Genomic DNA, 17,056 nt, shown 5'->3' with positions numbered 1-17,056 from the left:
CTTGCCCCGAGGAGAGCGGAAAGGACACGAAGTGCCGAAAAGCCCAGAAGAAACGACTTACCATTCGGCCATGTCGCTCGAGGCTGGCCGGGTGTTCGCGGGATACACGATCCTGCGGCTGCTGGGTTCGGGGGGCATGGGCCAGGTGTATTTGGCGGCGCATCCGCGATTGCCGCGCGAGGACGCGCTCAAAGTGCTGCCACCGGAATTGACCGCCGACGCCGAGTTTCGGGCCCGATTCGTGCGCGAGGCGGACCTGGCGGCGGGGTTGTCGCATCCGCACATCGTGAGGGTTCACGACCGCGGCGAAGCGGACGGCCATTTCTGGATCTCGATGGCCTACGTGTCCGGCACCGATGCGGGCAGGTTGTTGCTAGAAAACTATCCCCGCGGAATGCCGCTCGACGAGGTGGTGCCGATCATCACCGCGGTCGCCGCCGCGCTGGATTACGCGCATCACCGGGGCCTGCTGCACCGCGACGTCAAGCCGGCCAACATCTTGTTGGCCGAACCCGACGGGCAGGCGCGGCGGGTCTTTCTGGCCGATTTCGGCGTCGCCCGGCGCATCGATGACGCGACCGGACTGACCGCGACCAACATGACGGTCGGCACGGCGGCCTACGCGGCGCCCGAGCAGCTCAAGGGCGAGCCGATAGACGGGCGCGCCGATCAATATGCCTTGGCCTGCACCGCGTTTCACCTGCTGACCGGCGCGCAGCCGTATGTCGACTCCAATCCCGCCGTGGTGATCAGCCAGCACGTCAATGCCCCGCCGCCCTCGATCGGCGCGCAGCGACCGGAGTTGGCCTCCCTGGATTCGGTGTTCGCCACCGCGATGGCCAAGGAGCCGTCCGGCCGGTTCGGCAGCTGCGCGGAGTTCGCCGCCCGCCTCGGCGGGCAGCCGACCCCGAGCTTCGCGTATGCCGGTGAGATTCCGGTCCGCCCGGATAGCGAAATCACCCGGCCGTCGCTCGGGGTAGCCGCGCCTACCGTCCCGCTGCAGCCGAAGGCACCCGCCTGGAAGCGGTTGGGCCGGCGCCCGGCGGTCCTGATCCCCGCCCTGGCGGCTGTCGCGCTGCTGATTGCCGGCGGTGTCTTCGCCTCCGGGAAGCTGACCGGGTCCCACCAACCGGTGAACAGGCCGGCGCCCACCGCCGCCCCGGGGCCCAAGACGCCGGCGCCCAATACGGGTCCCTTCACGGGCGTCTACCGGGCCGACTTCGCCCGAATCACCAGCATCGAAGGCATGCCGCCGCCGGGCGCCGCGCCCGCGACCGAGACCTGGGGTGTCAGTTCGGCGTGCCGCCCCACCGGCTGCGTGGCGACCGCGACGCGCCTTACCGGCGAAACCATGCAGGTCCCGACGATCGTGCTCGATCAGGTCGGCGGAAGCTGGCTGGCCGTCAGCGCCGGCTCGAGCACGTGCAACAACGTCGACGGCGAAGTGTGGGAAACGTTCACGCTGCAACCACGCCCCGATGGCACGCTCGCGGGGGAGGCCACCGAGATCATGGGCAAGGGTTGCGCCAACAAACGAAACGTCACGTTTACCCGCACCGGGGACGTCGACGTCAACAGCATTGCCGACCCGAAGACCCTACCGCCGCGGGTGGTGTCACCGGCCGAGGCGCTGCACGGTCGCTACCAGGAGACGGGCTCTCAGCCAAACGGTTACCGGGAGCGGAACGACGACTTTGTGGTCCGCACGGACTGCCTGCGCGCCGGTGATCGATGCATGAGCTTTTTCCACATACCACCGGCGACGGCCATGGCGCTGGTGTTCGGCGGCGGGATGTGGACTTACGACCGCGAGTTCGACATGCGCTGTTCGAAGGGCGGTGCCATGCAACACACGAGGATCGTCGCGCAGTTTCCGTTGCCCCAGCCGCCGCAAGATCCGATCGCGCTCATCAGCGGCCACGGCCACGAGGACGTGACGGGCCCGCCGTCGCCCTGCAAGAGCACCGACGTCGACATCAAGTTTGCGCGCACCGGAGAATGACGCCGGTCGTCAAGGCACGCAACGGTTTAGCCCGGCATTCTAGGACCCATAGTCCGTAACGCAACCGAACTCCGCCGACTATCCGATCAGCTTGGTGAGCCAGGTCGGGTCCTGATAGTTCAGGGACCTGGTGCCGTCCCACACGAAGGGCGTGCCCGTAGCGTTGAGCCCGGTCAGCGTCGCGTCCCCGGCCGCGGCCTTCGCCTTCGCGGTGCCGACGTCATCGCCTGCCTTGATGCAATCGATCACACTGGCGTCAACGCCGACGGTTTTGGCCAGCTGGGCCAGTTCGCCATCGGTGCGGTCTTCGGGGGCGTTCTCCGCGGGCTGAAAATTGCTGGCGAACAGGCCGGAATAGAAGTTCATGTAGAGCTTCGGATCATTCTGCGCCGCAACGCAGTACGTCGCGGCCACCGCGCGGGTCGAGTAGTTCTTGCTGTGCGACTTGTCGTCGAGGAAGTTGAGCAGGTGATAGCGCACCGCCAGCTTCTTGTTGTTCACCGCGCTGTCGATATCGCCGGTATTCGACCGGATGAAGCTGCCGCACGGCGGGCAGATGGGCTCGTTGAAAATGTCGATCGTCGTCGGTGCGGCCGAGCTGCCGACTGACACACCGTCATCGAGGAGCCGAAGCTCTACAGCGTCCGGTGTGGGCGCCGCCGACTTCGGCGTGGAGGACCCCGGCGACGGGGACGACGAATCCCACGGATGAGCGGCAACGACGGCCAACCCAGCCATGACGGCCACCACAACCGCCACGGCGGCGCCGATCCACAGCCAGGGCTTACGACTGCTCCGGGGCGGCTGCCCCCACAGCGGGGCTGGAACGCTACCCATATCGCTCGTGCCCCACGTAGGAGTGCCCGGCCACCCCGTCGGCTGCGGCACCGGTGCACCCCCGAGGACCGGTGGCGCGGGAGCCGATCCCATGGGCCACCCCGGAGCCTGCGGCGCGTTGTTCGCCATGACGGGCGGGGGCATGGGCGCGAAGCCGCTGGGCGGCTGGGCGGCAAACGCGGCCGGCAGCTTCGCCACCTGGCTGCGCTCCAAGATGTCGGTGGCGCGATCCTGATCAGGTGTGGCCAGCGCCGCGTAGGCGGCCGCCGACAGATCACCGCAAGTGGCATAGCGGGCGGCGGGATCCTTGGCCATGCCGCGGGCGATCACGCCGTCGAAGGCCAGCGGAATGCTCGGGCGCGCCGCACTCGGACGCGGGATCGCCTGGTTGAGGTGAGCCCCCATCACGCTGATGGTGTCGCCCGCGTACGGCGGGGATCCGGTCAAGCACTCATACAAAACACAGGCCAGTGCGTAGATGTCGGCCCGATAAGTGACTTCGGCTTCGCTGAACCGTTCCGGGGCCATGTATTTGACGGTGCCCACGGTGGTGCCGAACTGGGTCAGCTTTTCGTCTGACGTGGCGCTGGCGATCCCGAAATCGACGAGATAGGCGAAATCATCGGCGCTGATGAGGATGTTCTCCGGTTTCACGTCACGATGCATCACCCCGGCGGCGTGTGCCGCATCGAGCGCCGAGCCGATCTGGCGCACAACGGCCACCGCCCGGGGCGGGGACAGCGGCCCGAAGTGGCTCAACGTGGTCGCCAGGTTCTTCCCGTCGATCAGGCGCATGTCCACGTAGAGCTGCCCGTCGATCTCGCCGAAGTCGTGGATCGGCACGACGTGCGGTTCCTGCAGCCGCCCCGCGGTGCGGGCCTCGCGCTGCATGCGCGAGCGGAAGACCGGATCGCTGGACAGCGTCTGCGACATCAGCTTCAGCGCCACGATGCGTTCCCGCACCGTGTCCTCGGCCTCATAGACGTCGCCCATGCCGCCGCGACCGACCAGCCGCCGTAGCCGATACGGCCCGAACTGCGAACCCTCCCGCGAATCCGCGGTCGTGTCACCCATCGCCGTCTCCTCATCCGCCGCAACGCGCCGCAAACCAAGAAGCGCCTCGCGCGCCCGGCCATTGCCTGCGCCGGAAGCGAGTACGCGGTGGCGTGCCAGGCATAAGGCTAATGGTTTCGGCAACCATGGGGCACGCTGAATAGCCAGAAAGCCGGCTAATTCCCGGTCTCCTGGCTACGACGCGTCGGGGCCGGCGGACCGGAGCGCGATCAGCAGCATTCCTCGTCGCCGGTCTTTTCGCTCAGCCCCTCCCGCGACAGCGCCCTGACGAAGCCGTAAGCCTGCATCCCCGCCGGGCCGGGATTTCTGACGATCCAATCGTTGATCTTTCCCAGCGCAAGGGCCAAGTCGTCGCGCCTGACCCGGATCAGGTAGGTCTTCCGATCGTCCTGCGGATCGTCGATGGAATCGGCGACGGCGACGGGGTTGCGGAATGCGTAGGCGATCCCGTGCACGGAATCGTGGTTCAGCGCCCAACGAAGCTCGCTGGGCCGCAGTCGGTTCACCGCCAGATTGCGGTATTCGTCCTCGTCGTTTGGATCGCTCACGGGGCCGGTGATCCTCCTCTTTATGCCCGCGAGAAGAAGTTGGACGACGATGGACTGAAGATTGTGTCGCGCAGGCAATTCGATGAAATCTTTCCCAAGCTTTCATCATAGGAAGCCTCGTCAGTCGCTGCATGCCGAGCGATCGTCCAGCAATCGCGACGGCACCGACGTCTACCGGCCGAAGCGACGTAGAGTGAGCGAGGCAAATCAGGTCTACCTCCGCTGGCTGCGAGGGCCCATGACCGAACGCATCGAGACCAGTCGCACGATCCCGGCCCCGGCGCCCGAAGTCTTCGCGGTACTCTGCGACCCGCAGGGCCACGTGTCCATCGATTCCTCGGGCATGCTCCAAGACGCCGAAGGCGACCCGGTGACGGCGGTGGGGGACAGCTTCGTGGTCCACATGGACCGCGAGTCGCTTAACGACTTTCCGCAATTAGGCAAATATGACGTCACCGTCAACATCAAGGAGTTCGAGAAGGATCGGCTGATCTCGTGGACGGTTCTGGGCAAGATCCGCCCGGAGATCGGCCACGTCTACGGTTACCTGCTCGAGCCGGCCGACGACGGCGCGTCCACCGTGGTCACCTCGTTCTACGACTGGTCGAACATCGACCCGAAGTGGCGGGACGCCGGGATTTTTCCGGTGCTTTCCGAGGGCGCGTTGCGGGCAACCCTGGGCATTCTCGATCGCACGGTCCGCCGCGGTTATTCCCGGGCCTGACCGCCGCTCAGCGGCGATACTTCAGGAAAACGTAGTCGTCGTAGGCCAAGGCGTGCTCGAGCCGCATCTGCACCGGCACGGACAGCCGTGAGGGCCGCCGGCTGCCCACGGGCTGGTGCCCGGCGAGTTTGGGGGCCAGCGTCACGCAGATTTCGACGACGGCGTCGGCCTCCACCAGCTCGTCGAGCAGCGTCGGCCCGCCCTCGCACAGGATGCGCTCCATGCCCTGTGCGCGCAGCAGGGCGACGGCGCGCGTCAGGTCGACGGAATCCTCGCCGGCCACCAGGATCCGCCGGTGTGGGTCGTTGCCGAGCTCGGCGGCCGAGCGCGCGCCGGTCACCAGGATCGGGGGCTGGTCGGGGTCGCTGAACAGTCTGGTCGGCAGTTCCCCCGTTCGGGTGACGACGGCGATCGGCGGCGGCGTGGCCCGTCGCGTATCGGTGAGTCGCACGGGGCCGTAGTTCTCGGCACGCGCCGTGCCCGCGCCGACCAGAACCACGTCGGCGAAGCCCCGCAGGATTCTCAGCAGCCGTTGATCGGTGGGACAGGACAGCGGACCGGCGCGACCGGCGAAGGCCGCGGCGCCGTCGGCGCTGAAGATCATGTTGGCACGCACCCCGTGCGGGGGATCGGCGTAGAACGACGCGAGTTCGTTGATGTCGCCGACGGCGCCCACCCGGGGAGAGCGGCTCACGTCAGGCCTCGTGGCCCGGTTCCAGGTGGCGGACGTCGCCGAAGGACACCCAGTGCTCGAGCTTCTTCGGCGGGCGGCCGTCCACCGGTTCCAGCAGGTGCCCGACGTGGTCACCGAGGGGGAAACGATCGAGGATCTTGCCGACGAACCAGGCGGCCGCGTCGTCGAGAATCGGCAACTGCGCCGGGCCGCGATGCCAGGAGCAGCGGTCGAACTTGTTGATGGTGTCGCCGGTCTGGCTGCCGAAGAACTCCGCGACGGCGAGGTGCTCGCGATCGAACACGTGCACCGCCAGGTGGCTGGCGCCGGCGGCCACCCGGAACGTGTGGTTCTTCGTGGACAAACCGACCAGAAAACGCGGTGGATGGATGCTGGCCTGGCTGGCGAAGCCGACCAGACAGCCGGCCAAGACGCCGTCGGCCTGGGTGGTGACGACGAACATCGGATAGTTCAGCACGGCCACCAGTCGTTCGAACGCGTCGGTTCCGGCCACCGGCTCAGTCTTCCCCTTCGGATCGGCCGGAATCGCGGTGGGACAACCTACGCCTGGCAGCAGGCTTCGTCGGCTTCGCCGGTGCTTGGTCCGAAGGCCTCGGAGTCGACTATGACGGTGTAGACCTCCCAGCGTTCGCCGCCGGGCCCGGTGACCCAAACTTTGTCCTGGGTCGCGAAGCAACAGGTGGTGTTCATCTCCTCTTCGGTGACGAGCCCCCGCTCGGTGAGCCGGGCGATTTCGGTGTGCACGGTGTCGCTGGAGGCGACTTCGACGCCGAGGTGGTTGAGGGTGCCGCCGTGGCCCGGGTTCTCGAGCAGCACGAGCTTGAGCGGGGGCTCGGAGACGGCGAAGTTCGCGTAGCCGGGTTTGACCTTCGCCGGCTCGGTGTTGAACAGCTTCGAGTAAAACGCGATTGCCTCGTCGAGGTCGTCGACGTTGAGGGCTAACTGCACACGCGACATGGTGGGTCCTTCCTCTGGGTGCGGGGCTGTCGTGGGCACGAGCTCGGTGATCAAGGCCCGGACGCGGTCGGCGATGTCGTCGCGGATCGCGCGCACGGTGGCCAGGGGTTGACCGGCGGGGTCGGGCAGTTGCCAGTCGCGGTAGGACACTCCCGGGAAGTAGGGGCAGGTGTCACCGCAGCCCATCGTGATCACGACGTCGCTGATCTGCACCGCGTCAGTGGTGAGGATTGTGGGGGTGGCCGCGGCGATGTCAACACCGAGTTCGGCCATGGCTGCGACGGCGACAGGGTTGACCTCACCGGCGGGTTCGGTTCCCGCGGAGCGGACTTCGATGCGCTCTCCGGCCATGCGGCTCAGCAAGGCGGCGGCCATCTGCGAGCGGCCGGCGTTATGGACGCAGACGAACAGGACGCTGGGTTTGTCGGCCATCGGCGACGGCTCCTCAGTCTGGCTCGGTTCGGAACAGGCGGGGACGCAGCGCGAGGGAAACGTAGACCAGCCCGACAAGCACGGGCACTTCGATCAAGGGTCCGACGACCCCGGCCAGGGCCTGCCCCGACGCGGCGCCGTAGGTGACAATCGCCACGGCGATCGCCAATTCGAAATTGTTACCGGCGGCGGTGAACGCCAGCGTCGTGGTGCGGGCGTAGCCGAGCCGGAGTACGAGTCCAAGGGCATATCCGCCGGCCCACATGACGGCGAAGTAGGCCAGCAGTGGGATCGCGATGCGGGCGACATCCCATGGCCGGGAGGTGATTTGGTGGCCCTGCAGGGCGAACAGGATGACGATGGTGAACAGCAACCCATACAACGCCCACGGCCCGATGCGGGCCAGGAACCGGGTCTCGTACCAGTGCCGGCCCTTGAGCCGTTCACCGAGGCGGCGCGACAGGTATCCGGCGAGCAGCGGAACGCCGAGGAAGATGAGCACGGATTCGCCGATCTGGCGCGGCGAGACGTCGATCCCGGTTTGCGGGAGGCCCAGCCAGCCGGGCAGCACCGACAGGTAGAACCAGCCCAGTGCGGCGAACATGGCGACCTGAAACAGCGAGTTCAGCGCGACCAGCACGGCTGCGGCTTCGCGGTCGCCTCGGGCGAGGTCGTTCCAGATGATGACCATCGCGATGCAGCGCGCCAGACCGACGATGATCAGCCCCGTGCGATACTCGGGCAGATCCGCCAGCAACAGCCACGCCAGGGTGAACATCACCGCGGGCCCGATCAGCCAGTTGAGCAGCAACGAGCTCACCATCAGGCTGCGGTCGGCGGTGACCTCGTCGAGTCGGTCGTAGCGGACTTTGGCCAACACCGGATACATCATGACCAGCAGGCCGATCGCGATTGGCAGTGAAATTCCTTGGACCGCAATGGCGCTCAACGCCGATCCGAGACCTGGAATGAGTCGGCCCAGCAGCAGGCCGGCGGCCATCGCCACGCCGATCCATACCGGCAGGAACCGGTCCAGCGTGGAGAGCCGGGTCGCTACCGGTTCCGGGTCGGTCGCCCGCGTCGGGGCCGCGGTCACGGACCGCACCCGGGAGTGGTCGCGGGCGGGCAGTCCTCGACACGTAAGACCGCCGAAAGCTGCTGCAATGCCGAGGAGATCACCCAGTAGTACACCCAGGTGCCCCGCCGCTCGCAGTCCAGCAGCCCGGCGGAGCGCAGCAGCTTGAGGTGATGGGAAATCGTTGGCTGGGAGACGTCGAATGTCGCCGATATTTCACAGACACAGGCCTCGCCGCCGGGGTGACTGGCGATCAGGCTCATCAACCGCAGGCGCACGGGGTCGCCCAACGCCTTGAACATCGCCGCCAGATCCGCGGCCTGCGGTTCATCCATGGCGGCCGCTCCGAGTGTCGGGCAACACGCAGGTGCCTGATTCGACATTCTTCTATATAAACATTCATCGAATCAGTCCGCAAGTGGTTCTCGCAGTCGGCGTCACGCGTCATCCGCGGGTCGCATCACTTGGCGCGTTAGGCGCCGAATCGCGTACGCCGCGACGCCAACGCCCAGCACCGTCGTCCCCGACAGCACCGCAGACAGCGGCAGCGCGCACGCCAAGACCACGCACCCGACGAGTCCGATCACCGGGATCGCGCGGCGCGGCCGGCCCTCGTCGGGCCGGAGGGTGAACGCGGAGGCGTTGGCGACCGCGTAGTAGATCAGCACGGCGAACGAGGAAAAACCGATCGCCCCCCGCAGGTCGGCGGTCGCGGCCAACGCCGCCACGACGACACCGATCAGCAGCTCGGCGCGGTGGGGCACCCCGAACCTCGGATGCACGGCGGTCAGCGCGTGGGGGAAGTGGTGGTCGCGCGCCATCGCCAAGGTAGTGCGCGAGACCCCGAGAATCAGTGCCAGCAGCGAGCCCAGTGCCGCCACGGTCGCACCCACCTGCACGACGGGCGCCAGCCAGCCGGTCCCCGCCGCCCGCACCGCCTCGGACAGCGGCGCGGAGGCCTCGGCGAGACGTCGGGGGCCCAGCGCGGTGAGCGCCGCGACCGCCACCAGCGCGTATACGGCCAGGGCGATGGCCAGTGCCAGGGGGATCGCCCGTGGGATGGTGCGCGCCGGATCGCGCACCTCTTCGCCCAGCGTGGCGATGCGCGCATAGCCGGCAAAGGCGAAAAACAGCAGGCCCGCGGCCTGGATGACGCCGCCGACGGTGGCACCCGCCAGGTGCAGGTGATCGGCGCTGACGCTCCGAGACACGAACACGGCGACGACCACTGCGGCCAGCACCGCGAGGACCACCGCGACGATGATGCGGGTCAGCCACGCCGACTTCTGCACCCCGGCGTAGTTCACCGCCGTCAGCGCGACCACCGCGGCGACGGCGACCGGGTGCGCCTGCGACGGCCATGCGTATGAGCCGACGGTCAAGGCCATCGCCGCGCACGAGGCGGTCTTGCCGACGACAAAGCCCCAACCCGCCAAGTAGCCCCAGAAATCGCCGAGCCGCTTGCGGCCATACAGATAGGTGCCGCCGGAGGCGGGATAGAGGGCGGCCAGCCGCGCGGACGAGGTGGCGTTGCAGTAGGCCACCACCGCCGCCAACCCCAGGCCCAGGAGCAGCCCGGAGCCGGCGGCGTGTGCCGCGGGGCCCAGCGCCGCGAAGATGCCGGCGCCGATCATGGAGCCGAGTCCGATCACCACCGCGTCGAACACGCCCAGGCTTCGACGGAGCTCATCGTTTGTCACGGCGTTGCTTTCGGGCACTCGGTCTCCTTATCGCGCACGCCAACCTATCAAACTTGTTTGATGTATTGTCCGAAGGGTGGCGGCAATCGAGCGGGCGGTGGTTCCGCCGCTGATGCAGATGGCGTCGCACCCGGTGCGCTGGGCGCTGCTGGCCGAACTGGCGGCCGGCGACCACCGGGTACGGGAATTGGCCACCGCCATCGACGAGCCGCAAAACCTGGTCTCGTACCACCTGCGGCTCTTGCGCTTGGCGGGGCTCATCGACGCGCGGCGCAGCAATTTCGATGCCCGCGACACCTACTACCACCTGGACTTGACGAGGTGCGCGGCGGAATTCGCCGGGGCGGCAACCGCATTGCACCCCGCGCTCGCGCCCGTGCCCAAGGCCGAGCCGGCGGTGCGATCCGAGGCCCGGTCGGTGCTGTTTTTATGTTCCGGCAATAGCGCGCGCTCGCCGATGGCCGAGGCGCTGCTGCGGGAGAAGACGCGGGGTCGCATCCGTGCCGCAAGCGCGGGCAGTCATCCCAAACCGCAGATACATCCCAACGCGGTACGGATCATGCGTGACCTGTACGGAATTGACCTTGGTGGCAGCCGGCCACGGCCGTTGGCCGCGGTCGCCCGTCGGCGCTTCGATTGCGTGATCACGTTGTGCGACAAGGTCCGCGAATACGCCCGCGACCATGGCGTGGCCACGGCGATGCATTGGAGCCTGCCCGACCCGTCGGTCGCCGCCGGTAGGGCGAGTTACCCCGAATTTCGGCGCGTGGCAGCCGAACTGAATGAACGCATCGAATTCCTGCTGCCCGTTCTCGCTCTCCACCCGTCCCCTCGGGAGCGATGATCATGCCGTTCGACCGGCGTCGATTCCTCCAAGGCAGTGGGCTGGCCTTGATGACCGCGAGCGGGGGCGCCGGCGTCGCGGCGGCCTGTTCGCGGACCGCGCCGCCCGCCCCGCCCAACGGCAGGCCCGACTACACCCTGCGGATCGGCACCGGAACGGTGGAGTTGGCGCCGGACCACATCGCGTCGACCCTGACCTACAACGGCCAGTTCCCGGGCCCGCTGCTGCGGTTCAAAGAGGGGCAACGGACGTGGGTGGACATCTTCAACGACACCGATTCCCCCGAGCAGCTGCACTGGCACGGACAGCAGGTGGGCGTCGACGTCGACGGCGCGGCCGAGGAGGGAACGCCCTACGTCCCGGCACACGGTATGCGGCGCATTTCGTTTGTCCCGGGCCCGTCGGGCTTCCGCTTCTATCACACCCACGTCGTGCCGCGGGCCGATCTGTCCCGCGGCCAGTACAGCGGCCTGGTCGGCCCGGTCTACATCGAACCCAAGCAGAGCCCGGGCGCCTACGACCAAGAGATCTTCTTGACGCTCAAAGAATTCGAGCCCAGTTTCAGCCGCGGGGGCGACATGGCCAGCGATTTCCTGCCCGGCGAGCAGGACCCCGACCTCAAGGAGAAGGGCGAGTCGTCGATGACGGCCTCGCTGGGCCGCGGCGACCCACATGGCTACGAGGTCGGTTACGCGGCATTCGCCGTCAACGGGCGCATGCTCGGCCACGGCGACCCCATCCGCGTCCAACCCGGTCAACGGGTGCTGTTGCATGTCCTCAACGGCAGCGCCACCGAAACCCGCAGTCTGGCCTTGCCCGGCCATACCTTCAACGTGATCGCGCTGGACGGCAACCCGGTGCCCAATCCGGTGCCGGTGCCGGTGCTGTGGCTCGGTGCGGCCGAGCGCATTTCGGCGTTCGTCAACATGACGAACCCGGGCGTGTGGGTGCTGGGCGACCTTTCCGACGACGACCGTGGCCACGGAATGGGCGCGGTCGTGGAATACGCCGGGCGCGGCGGCGACCCGCAATGGGCGGCGCCCCCGCCGTTCAAGTGGGATTACCGGCTGTTCGCGTCACCCGGCCCCGCGCCCGTGCCGCCGCCCGATCGAACCATCGAGATGCTGATCGAGAAGCGCAACGCCGCCGACAACGGCTTCAACGTCTGGACGATCAACGGCACGGCGTTTTCGATGGACAGCAATCAGCCCGTGCTCAATTTGCAGCGGGACAAGCGCTATCGGCTGCGCTTCCGCAACGCCGCCGACGACCTGCACCCGATGCACCTGCACCGGCACACCTTTGAAATCACCCGCGTCGCCGGCACGCCGACCGCCGGCGTGCGCAAGGACGTCGCGATGCTCGGCGGTTACCAGAGCATGGAGATCGACTTCGTCGCCGACCAACCCGGCCTGTCGCTGCTGCACTGCCATCAGCAGATCCACATGGACTACGGGCTCATGCTCCTGCTCAACAGCGCCTGACGCGCGACTGACTGGATCTACGATTTGGCCATGTCGCTTGAGACCGGCCGGGTGTTTGCGGGATACACCATCCTGCGGGTGCTGGGCTCTGGCGGCATGGGCCGGGTGTACCTGGCCCGGCACCCACGGTTGCCGCGCGAGGACGCGCTCAAGGTGTTGCCGACCGAAGTCACCGCCGATCTCCAGTACCGGGAGCGATTCGAGCGGGAAGCGGAGTTGGCCGCCGGGCTGTCTCATCCACACATCGTGGGGATCCACGACCGCGGTGAATATGAAGGCCAGTTCTGGATCTCGATGGAATACGTGGCCGGCACCGATGTGGCCCGTTTGTTGGGTGAGCAATTCCCGGGCGGGATGCCGGTCGAGGACGCGATGGCGATCGTTACCGCGGTCGCGTCGGCGCTCGATTACGCCCACCATCGAGGCTTGCTGCACCGCGATGTGAAGCCGGCCAACATTCTCCTCACCGATTCGGATGGCCAGCCGCGCCGAATTTTCTTGGCCGACTTCGGCATCGCGCGACGCGTCGATGATGCGGCGGGGCTGACCACGACGAAGATGGCGGTGGGCACGGTGGCCTACGCGGCGCCCGAGCAGTTGATGGCCGGGTCCGTCGACGGCCGCGCCGATCAATATGCCTTGGCGTGCACCGCATTTCACCTGCTGGCCGGCGCGCCGCCGTACGGTGGCCCCAACCTCGCGGTCGTCATCGGCCAACACGTCAGCGCCCCGCCGCCGTCGATCGGTGCCCACCGGCCGGAGTTGACGGGCCTGGATCCCGTGTTTGCCACCGCGATGGCCAAGGACCCTGCCGGCCGGTTCAACAGCTGCGGGGAGTTCGCCCAGGAATTGGGTCGGCAGCTCAGCGCGGCACCCTCGCATCCCCAGCCGGCGTTGGATGCGACCGTGCTTGCGTTGCAGCGGCCGAAACTGGCCCGCCGCCCCGCTGTCCTCATCGCCGCCCTGGCGGGCATCGCGTCGCTCGTCGCGGCCGGCGTCGTCGCGACCCTGAAGCTCACCGGACAGCACAACCCGGCCCCGCCCGCGGGTCCCGTCACGGGCACCTATCGGGCCGAGTTCGGGCCGGTCACCGCCCTCGACGACGTCCCGGATGCCGGCGCGCCACCCGCGCTGACGAGCACGTACGGGCTGCGCTCGGTGTGCCGCCCCGCCGGCTGCGTAATGACGGCGTCCCGCCTTGGCGGGGAAACCGTCGCTCAACCGACGATGGTGTTCGACCAGATCGGCGGGACCTGGGTGGCGGTCACCGTCGGGCCGGATAAGTGCCGCGAGGCAGCCGCGGAATTCTGGCAGGTGTTCACGCTGCGCCCCCGCCCCGACGGCGGCCTCGGCGGCGAGTACACCACGACTGCCGCCAACGCCTGCGCCAACAAGCGCACCGTGTCCTTCACCCGAACCGGCGACGTCGACGTCAACAGCCTTCCCGACCCGGGCACCCAACCGCCGCGGGTGGTGTCGCCGGCCCAGGGGCTGCGCGGTCACTACCGCCTGATGCGGACTTTCACGAACGGGCTCCCACAGCAGCAGTTGAACACCGCTGTCGGGACCGACTGCCTGCGCACCGGTGATCGCTGCATGAGCTACTTCCACGAACCATCGGCCGACCAACCGCTGGTATTCGGAGGCGGACGCTGGACCTGGAACGTCGACGCCGACATCACGTGCCCGCATTCCGGCGACACAGCGCACATGAAATCCAGCGGGCAGTATCCGCTCCCTCAACCGCCGGGGGATCCGATCGCGAAGCTCACCGGCCGCGCTCACCAGGAACAGACCGCGCCGTGCGCGCTCAACACGGACTTCGACGAAACCTTCACGCGCACCGGCGATTAGGGGGAAGGCGCGGCAGCGAGTCGTGTCCGGGGCGAATTGCGGGTGCGGCTGCGGCTTCAGCATCTACGATTTGGCCATGTCGCTCGAGAGCGGTCAGGTGTTTGCCGGGTTCAAGATCGTGCGGGAGTTGGGCGCGGGCGGGATGGGGCAGGTGTACCTGGCGGCGCATCCACGATTGCCGCGCGAGGATGCGCTGAAGGTCCTGCCCGCGGAGCTGACCGGCGATCCGGAGTTTCGGGGCCGCTTCATGCGTGAGGCCGAGTTGGCCGCCGGGTTGTCTCATCCGCACATCGTCACCATCCATGACCGCGGCCAAGAGGATGGCCGGTTCTGGATCTCGATGGATTACGTGGCCGGCACCGATGCGGGCCGGCTGTTGCGCGAAAGCCACCCGGGCGGGATGCCACTCGAAGAGGTGGTGGCGATCATTACGGCGGTCGGCTCGGCGCTGGATTACGCGCACGGCCGAGGGTTGCTGCACCGCGACGTCAAGCCGGCCAACATTTTGTTGACCGACCCCGACGGTCAGGCGCGGCGGGTTTACCTCGCCGACTTCGGGCTCGCGCGCCACATCGATGACGCGACCGGACTGACCGCGACCAACATGACGGTCGGCACGGTGGCCTATGTCGCGCCCGAGCAGTTGAAGGGCGAGCCGGTCGACGGGCGCGCCGATCAATATGCGTTGGCCTGCACCGCGTTTCACATGCTGACCGGGGCGCCGCCATACGCCGACTCGAACCCCGCCGTGGTGATCAGCCAGCACATCGGCGCCGCCCCGCCCTCGATCGGTGCCCGCCGGCCGGAGCTCGCCGCGCTGGATTCCGTGTTTGCCACCGCGATGGCCAAGGAGCCATCCGAACGGTTCGGCAGCTGCCGGGAATTCGCCGACCAACTGGCCCGGGAGCTGGGTCCGGGCTTCGGCCAGCACGGTGACGTCGCCTTCCCGGACACCCAACCTGCGATCGACGCAACCATCCCCGCGATGCGGCCTCGGCGCCGTCCCCGGGCGCTGATCGGCGCGCTGGCGGGCATCGCCTTGCTCGTCGTCGCCGGTGGTGTCTTCGCGGGCGTGAAACTCCTCCGGCACCACGACCCGGGCCGCACCGCGGCGAACAATCCCGCCGCCGCGCCCGGAAATACCGCGGCCGCGGCGCCGAACACCGGACCCTTCACCGGTGTCTACCGTGTGCACTTCGGCCAGGGCACCACCCTCGACGACGTCCCGGGTCCGGGTGCGGGTCCGGAAATGGACACGTACGACGTCCGCTCGGAATGCGGACCGACCGGTTGCCGGGCGACCGCGCAACGCGTCGGCGGCGAGCTGCGGCTCGCATCGAGCGCGGTTTTCGACGAGATAGACGGGCGCTGGGTGGCTGTGACCCTCAGCTCGGACAAGTGCCGAGACACCCCGGCCGAAGTGTGGCAGGTGTTGACGCTTCAGGCGCGGCCGGACGGCACCCTCGCCGGCGAATATCGCGGGGCTTCGGCCAACGCCTGCAACGAAAGGCGGACAGTGACCTTCAGCCGCTCCGGAGACGTCGACATCACTAGGCTCCCCGACCCGAGCACCCTACCGCCGCGGGTGGGGTCGGCGGCCGAAGCGCTGCACGGCCGCTACCACGCCACGCGAAGGTTCAAAAGAGGGATCCCCGCACAGCAGGCGGACCAGGCCGTCATTACCGACTGCCTGCGCACCGGCGACCGGTGCATGAGCTATTTCCACTCGAAAACGCTTGATACACCGCTGGTGTATGACGGCGGAAACTGGACCTTGCACGTCGAGCACGACGACAACGATCCAAGCTGTGGCGGGGCGGTCTACGCGAGAACCACCGGGCAGTATGCGCTGCCGCAACCACCACAGGATCCCATCACGCAGCTCGTCGGCCACGATCACCTCGACGAGTCGTCGGGCCGGCCCGACTGCCAACGGAGCGTGGACTATGACGAAACATTCACGCGCACCGGCGATTAGGGCACTTTGATCCGCCGCGGCCCTAAGCCGCCGCGGGCGTAACGCCACGGCGAAAATCCACGCGAAAAATCGCCACCACGTTACGCTCGCGAAGCGGTAGCGTAGCCGACGGCCGTACAGTGAGGCATGTCGCATCCGATGGGCCGAGGAGCGCCACCCCCGTACCAACCGCCACCTGGGGGTGGATACCCGCCGCCTTACCCGGGGCCCTACCCCGCGGGGCCGTACCCGCCGAGTCCCTACCCCGCGCCCTACCCGCCGCCAGGGTACGCACCGCCGCCGCGGGGCCAGAGCACCAGCGGATTTGCCATCGCGTCACTGGTGTTCGGCGCCGTGGGTGGAATTGTGCTCAGCGTCATTTTCGGCCTTATCGCTCTGGGAAAAACGAAACCCGGCGGGCAGCGCGGCCGGGGACTGGCAATCGGCGGGCTCGTGCTATCCGGCGTTTGGGCGGTCGCATCGCCGTCGCCATCGCTGCGCTCGCCCTGTCGCCGACTCAGACGGTCAGCGCCCGGGACAACAAGGTCGGGGACTGCTTCGCCGAGCTGCCAACCGGAAACCGGATCTCCTCGGTGGACACCGTCAGCTGCGACCGACCCCACGCGGCGGAGGTGTCCGGGGTCGTGACCGTTCCCGACGGACCGTTCCCGGGCGAGTCCGGATTCGGTACGTACGGCAAGAAGTGTAAGGACTCGCTGGCGTCGTATTCGCCCATGGCGGTGCTGGATCCGGACGTCGACTTGGCGATCATGCCTCCCACGCGAGATTCGTGGCAGCGCGGTGACCGCGAGATGGTGTGCGTCGCAACGTTTACCAACAAGCGAACCGGGTCGATCAAGAGCTGAGCCCTCAC

The 17,056-nt window shown here is 67.9% G+C and carries 14 protein-coding genes and 2 pseudogenes; 8 read left to right on the top strand and 8 right to left on the bottom strand.

The annotated features are described in order from the left end of the window. Positions 1-70: 70 nt before the first annotated feature. The gene (locus JWP83_RS18815; protein WP_297732873.1) at positions 71-2,002 is read left to right on the top strand and encodes a serine/threonine-protein kinase; all 1,932 of its coding nucleotides are present in this window, start codon (positions 71-73) and stop codon (positions 2,000-2,002) included. A gap of 78 nt (positions 2,003-2,080) precedes the next feature. On the opposite strand, the gene JWP83_RS18810 is transcribed toward JWP83_RS18815, so the two are convergent. After that, complete coding sequence (locus tag JWP83_RS18810; RefSeq protein WP_297732870.1) at positions 2,081-3,913, bottom strand: protein kinase; 1,833 nt, start codon at positions 3,911-3,913, stop codon at positions 2,081-2,083. Between the two features lie 209 nt (positions 3,914-4,122). Beyond that, positions 4,123-4,461, bottom strand: a complete 339-nt coding sequence (locus JWP83_RS18805) for a hypothetical protein (protein WP_297732867.1) — start codon at positions 4,459-4,461, stop codon at positions 4,123-4,125. A 238-nt stretch (positions 4,462-4,699) separates the two neighbouring features. Here JWP83_RS18805 and JWP83_RS18800 point away from each other — a divergent pair, with 238 nt between their 5' ends. Beyond that, entirely contained in the window at positions 4,700-5,185 is a 486-nt protein-coding gene (locus JWP83_RS18800; protein WP_297732864.1) for an SRPBCC family protein, read from the top strand. 7 nt (positions 5,186-5,192) lie between these two features. Here the strand turns inward: JWP83_RS18800 and JWP83_RS18795 are convergent, their stop codons facing one another. The 6 genes and pseudogenes from JWP83_RS18795 to JWP83_RS18770 all read right to left on the bottom strand — a co-directional run bounded on the left by JWP83_RS18795 (position 5,193) and on the right by JWP83_RS18770 (position 10,061). Further along, the gene (locus tag JWP83_RS18795; RefSeq protein WP_297732861.1) at positions 5,193-5,879 is read right to left on the bottom strand and encodes a pyrimidine reductase family protein; all 687 of its coding nucleotides are present in this window, start codon (positions 5,877-5,879) and stop codon (positions 5,193-5,195) included. A 1-nt stretch (position 5,880) separates the two neighbouring features. Next, positions 5,881-6,321, bottom strand: a complete 441-nt coding sequence (locus tag JWP83_RS18790) for a flavin reductase family protein (RefSeq protein ID WP_297732890.1) — start codon at positions 6,319-6,321, stop codon at positions 5,881-5,883. A 98-nt stretch (positions 6,322-6,419) separates the two neighbouring features. After that, positions 6,420-6,836 carry an ArsI/CadI family heavy metal resistance metalloenzyme gene (locus JWP83_RS18785; protein WP_297732887.1) on the bottom strand — a complete coding sequence of 139 codons (417 nt, stop codon included), beginning with the start codon at positions 6,834-6,836 and terminating at the stop codon, positions 6,420-6,422. Positions 6,837-6,872: 36 nt separating this feature from the next. Continuing rightward, positions 6,873-8,364: pseudogene (gene arsB, locus JWP83_RS18780) on the bottom strand (ACR3 family arsenite efflux transporter); the annotation flags it as partial. Further along, positions 8,361-8,726 (bottom strand): helix-turn-helix transcriptional regulator, encoded by a 366-nt coding sequence (locus JWP83_RS18775; protein ID WP_297732858.1) that lies wholly within the window; start codon positions 8,724-8,726, stop codon positions 8,361-8,363. The gene JWP83_RS18775 and the pseudogene arsB, both read right to left, overlap by 4 nt. A 54-nt stretch (positions 8,727-8,780) precedes the next feature. Further along, positions 8,781-10,061 carry an APC family permease gene (locus JWP83_RS18770; RefSeq protein WP_297732855.1) on the bottom strand — a complete coding sequence of 427 codons (1,281 nt, stop codon included), beginning with the start codon at positions 10,059-10,061 and terminating at the stop codon, positions 8,781-8,783. 58 nt (positions 10,062-10,119) lie between these two features. Here JWP83_RS18770 and JWP83_RS18765 point away from each other — a divergent pair, with 58 nt between their 5' ends. From JWP83_RS18765 to JWP83_RS18745, 6 genes and pseudogenes are all read left to right on the top strand, one after another. Beyond that, complete coding sequence (locus tag JWP83_RS18765) at positions 10,120-10,887, top strand: helix-turn-helix domain-containing protein (protein WP_297732852.1); 768 nt, start codon at positions 10,120-10,122, stop codon at positions 10,885-10,887. Beyond that, positions 10,884-12,371: a multicopper oxidase family protein gene (locus JWP83_RS18760; RefSeq protein WP_367185652.1), complete on the top strand. Its 1,488-nt coding sequence runs from the start codon at positions 10,884-10,886 to the stop codon at positions 12,369-12,371. Before JWP83_RS18765 ends, JWP83_RS18760 begins: the two co-directional genes overlap by 4 nt. Before the next feature lie 30 nt (positions 12,372-12,401). After that, on the top strand, positions 12,402-14,225 hold the full coding sequence (locus JWP83_RS18755; RefSeq protein ID WP_297732845.1) for a serine/threonine-protein kinase: 1,824 nt from the start codon (positions 12,402-12,404) through the stop codon (positions 14,223-14,225). Positions 14,226-14,301: 76 nt separating this feature from the next. After that, positions 14,302-16,203 (top strand): serine/threonine-protein kinase, encoded by a 1,902-nt coding sequence (locus JWP83_RS18750; protein ID WP_297732841.1) that lies wholly within the window; start codon positions 14,302-14,304, stop codon positions 16,201-16,203. Between the two features lie 126 nt (positions 16,204-16,329). Beyond that, a pseudogene (locus JWP83_RS31305) lies at positions 16,330-16,599 on the top strand (peptidylprolyl isomerase); the annotation flags it as partial. Between the two features lie 50 nt (positions 16,600-16,649). Then, positions 16,650-17,048, top strand: coding sequence for a septum formation family protein (locus tag JWP83_RS18745; protein WP_297732838.1), 399 nt, complete (start codon positions 16,650-16,652; stop codon positions 17,046-17,048). Positions 17,049-17,056 lie beyond the last annotated feature (8 nt).

The sequence above is a fragment of the Mycobacterium sp. genome (genome assembly GCF_025965855.1).
In the GTDB taxonomy this organism is placed as follows: Bacteria; Actinomycetota; Actinomycetes; order Mycobacteriales; family Mycobacteriaceae; genus Mycobacterium.
Note: the sequence above shows the minus strand (reverse complement) of the source record. Positions and strands in the feature narration are given on the sequence as shown.

Bases quoted from the DNA above. Each gene is read 5' to 3' on its own strand.
- JWP83_RS18750 (WP_297732841.1), top strand. From the start codon at position 14,302: ATGTCGCTCGAGAGCGGTCAGGTGTTTGCCGGGTTCAAGATCGTGCGG.
- JWP83_RS18790 (WP_297732890.1), bottom strand. From the start codon at position 6,321: ATGTTCGTCGTCACCACCCAGGCCGACGGCGTCTTGGCCGGCTGTCTG.
- JWP83_RS18810 (WP_297732870.1), bottom strand. From the start codon at position 3,913: ATGGGTGACACGACCGCGGATTCGCGGGAGGGTTCGCAGTTCGGGCCG.
- JWP83_RS18775 (WP_297732858.1), bottom strand. From the start codon at position 8,726: ATGTCGAATCAGGCACCTGCGTGTTGCCCGACACTCGGAGCGGCCGCC.
- JWP83_RS18760 (WP_367185652.1), top strand. From the start codon at position 10,884: ATGATCATGCCGTTCGACCGGCGTCGATTCCTCCAAGGCAGTGGGCTG.
- JWP83_RS18800 (WP_297732864.1), top strand. From the start codon at position 4,700: ATGACCGAACGCATCGAGACCAGTCGCACGATCCCGGCCCCGGCGCCC.
- JWP83_RS18785 (WP_297732887.1), bottom strand. From the start codon at position 6,836: ATGTCGCGTGTGCAGTTAGCCCTCAACGTCGACGACCTCGACGAGGCA.
- JWP83_RS18755 (WP_297732845.1), top strand. From the start codon at position 12,402: ATGTCGCTTGAGACCGGCCGGGTGTTTGCGGGATACACCATCCTGCGG.
- JWP83_RS18815 (WP_297732873.1), top strand. From the start codon at position 71: ATGTCGCTCGAGGCTGGCCGGGTGTTCGCGGGATACACGATCCTGCGG.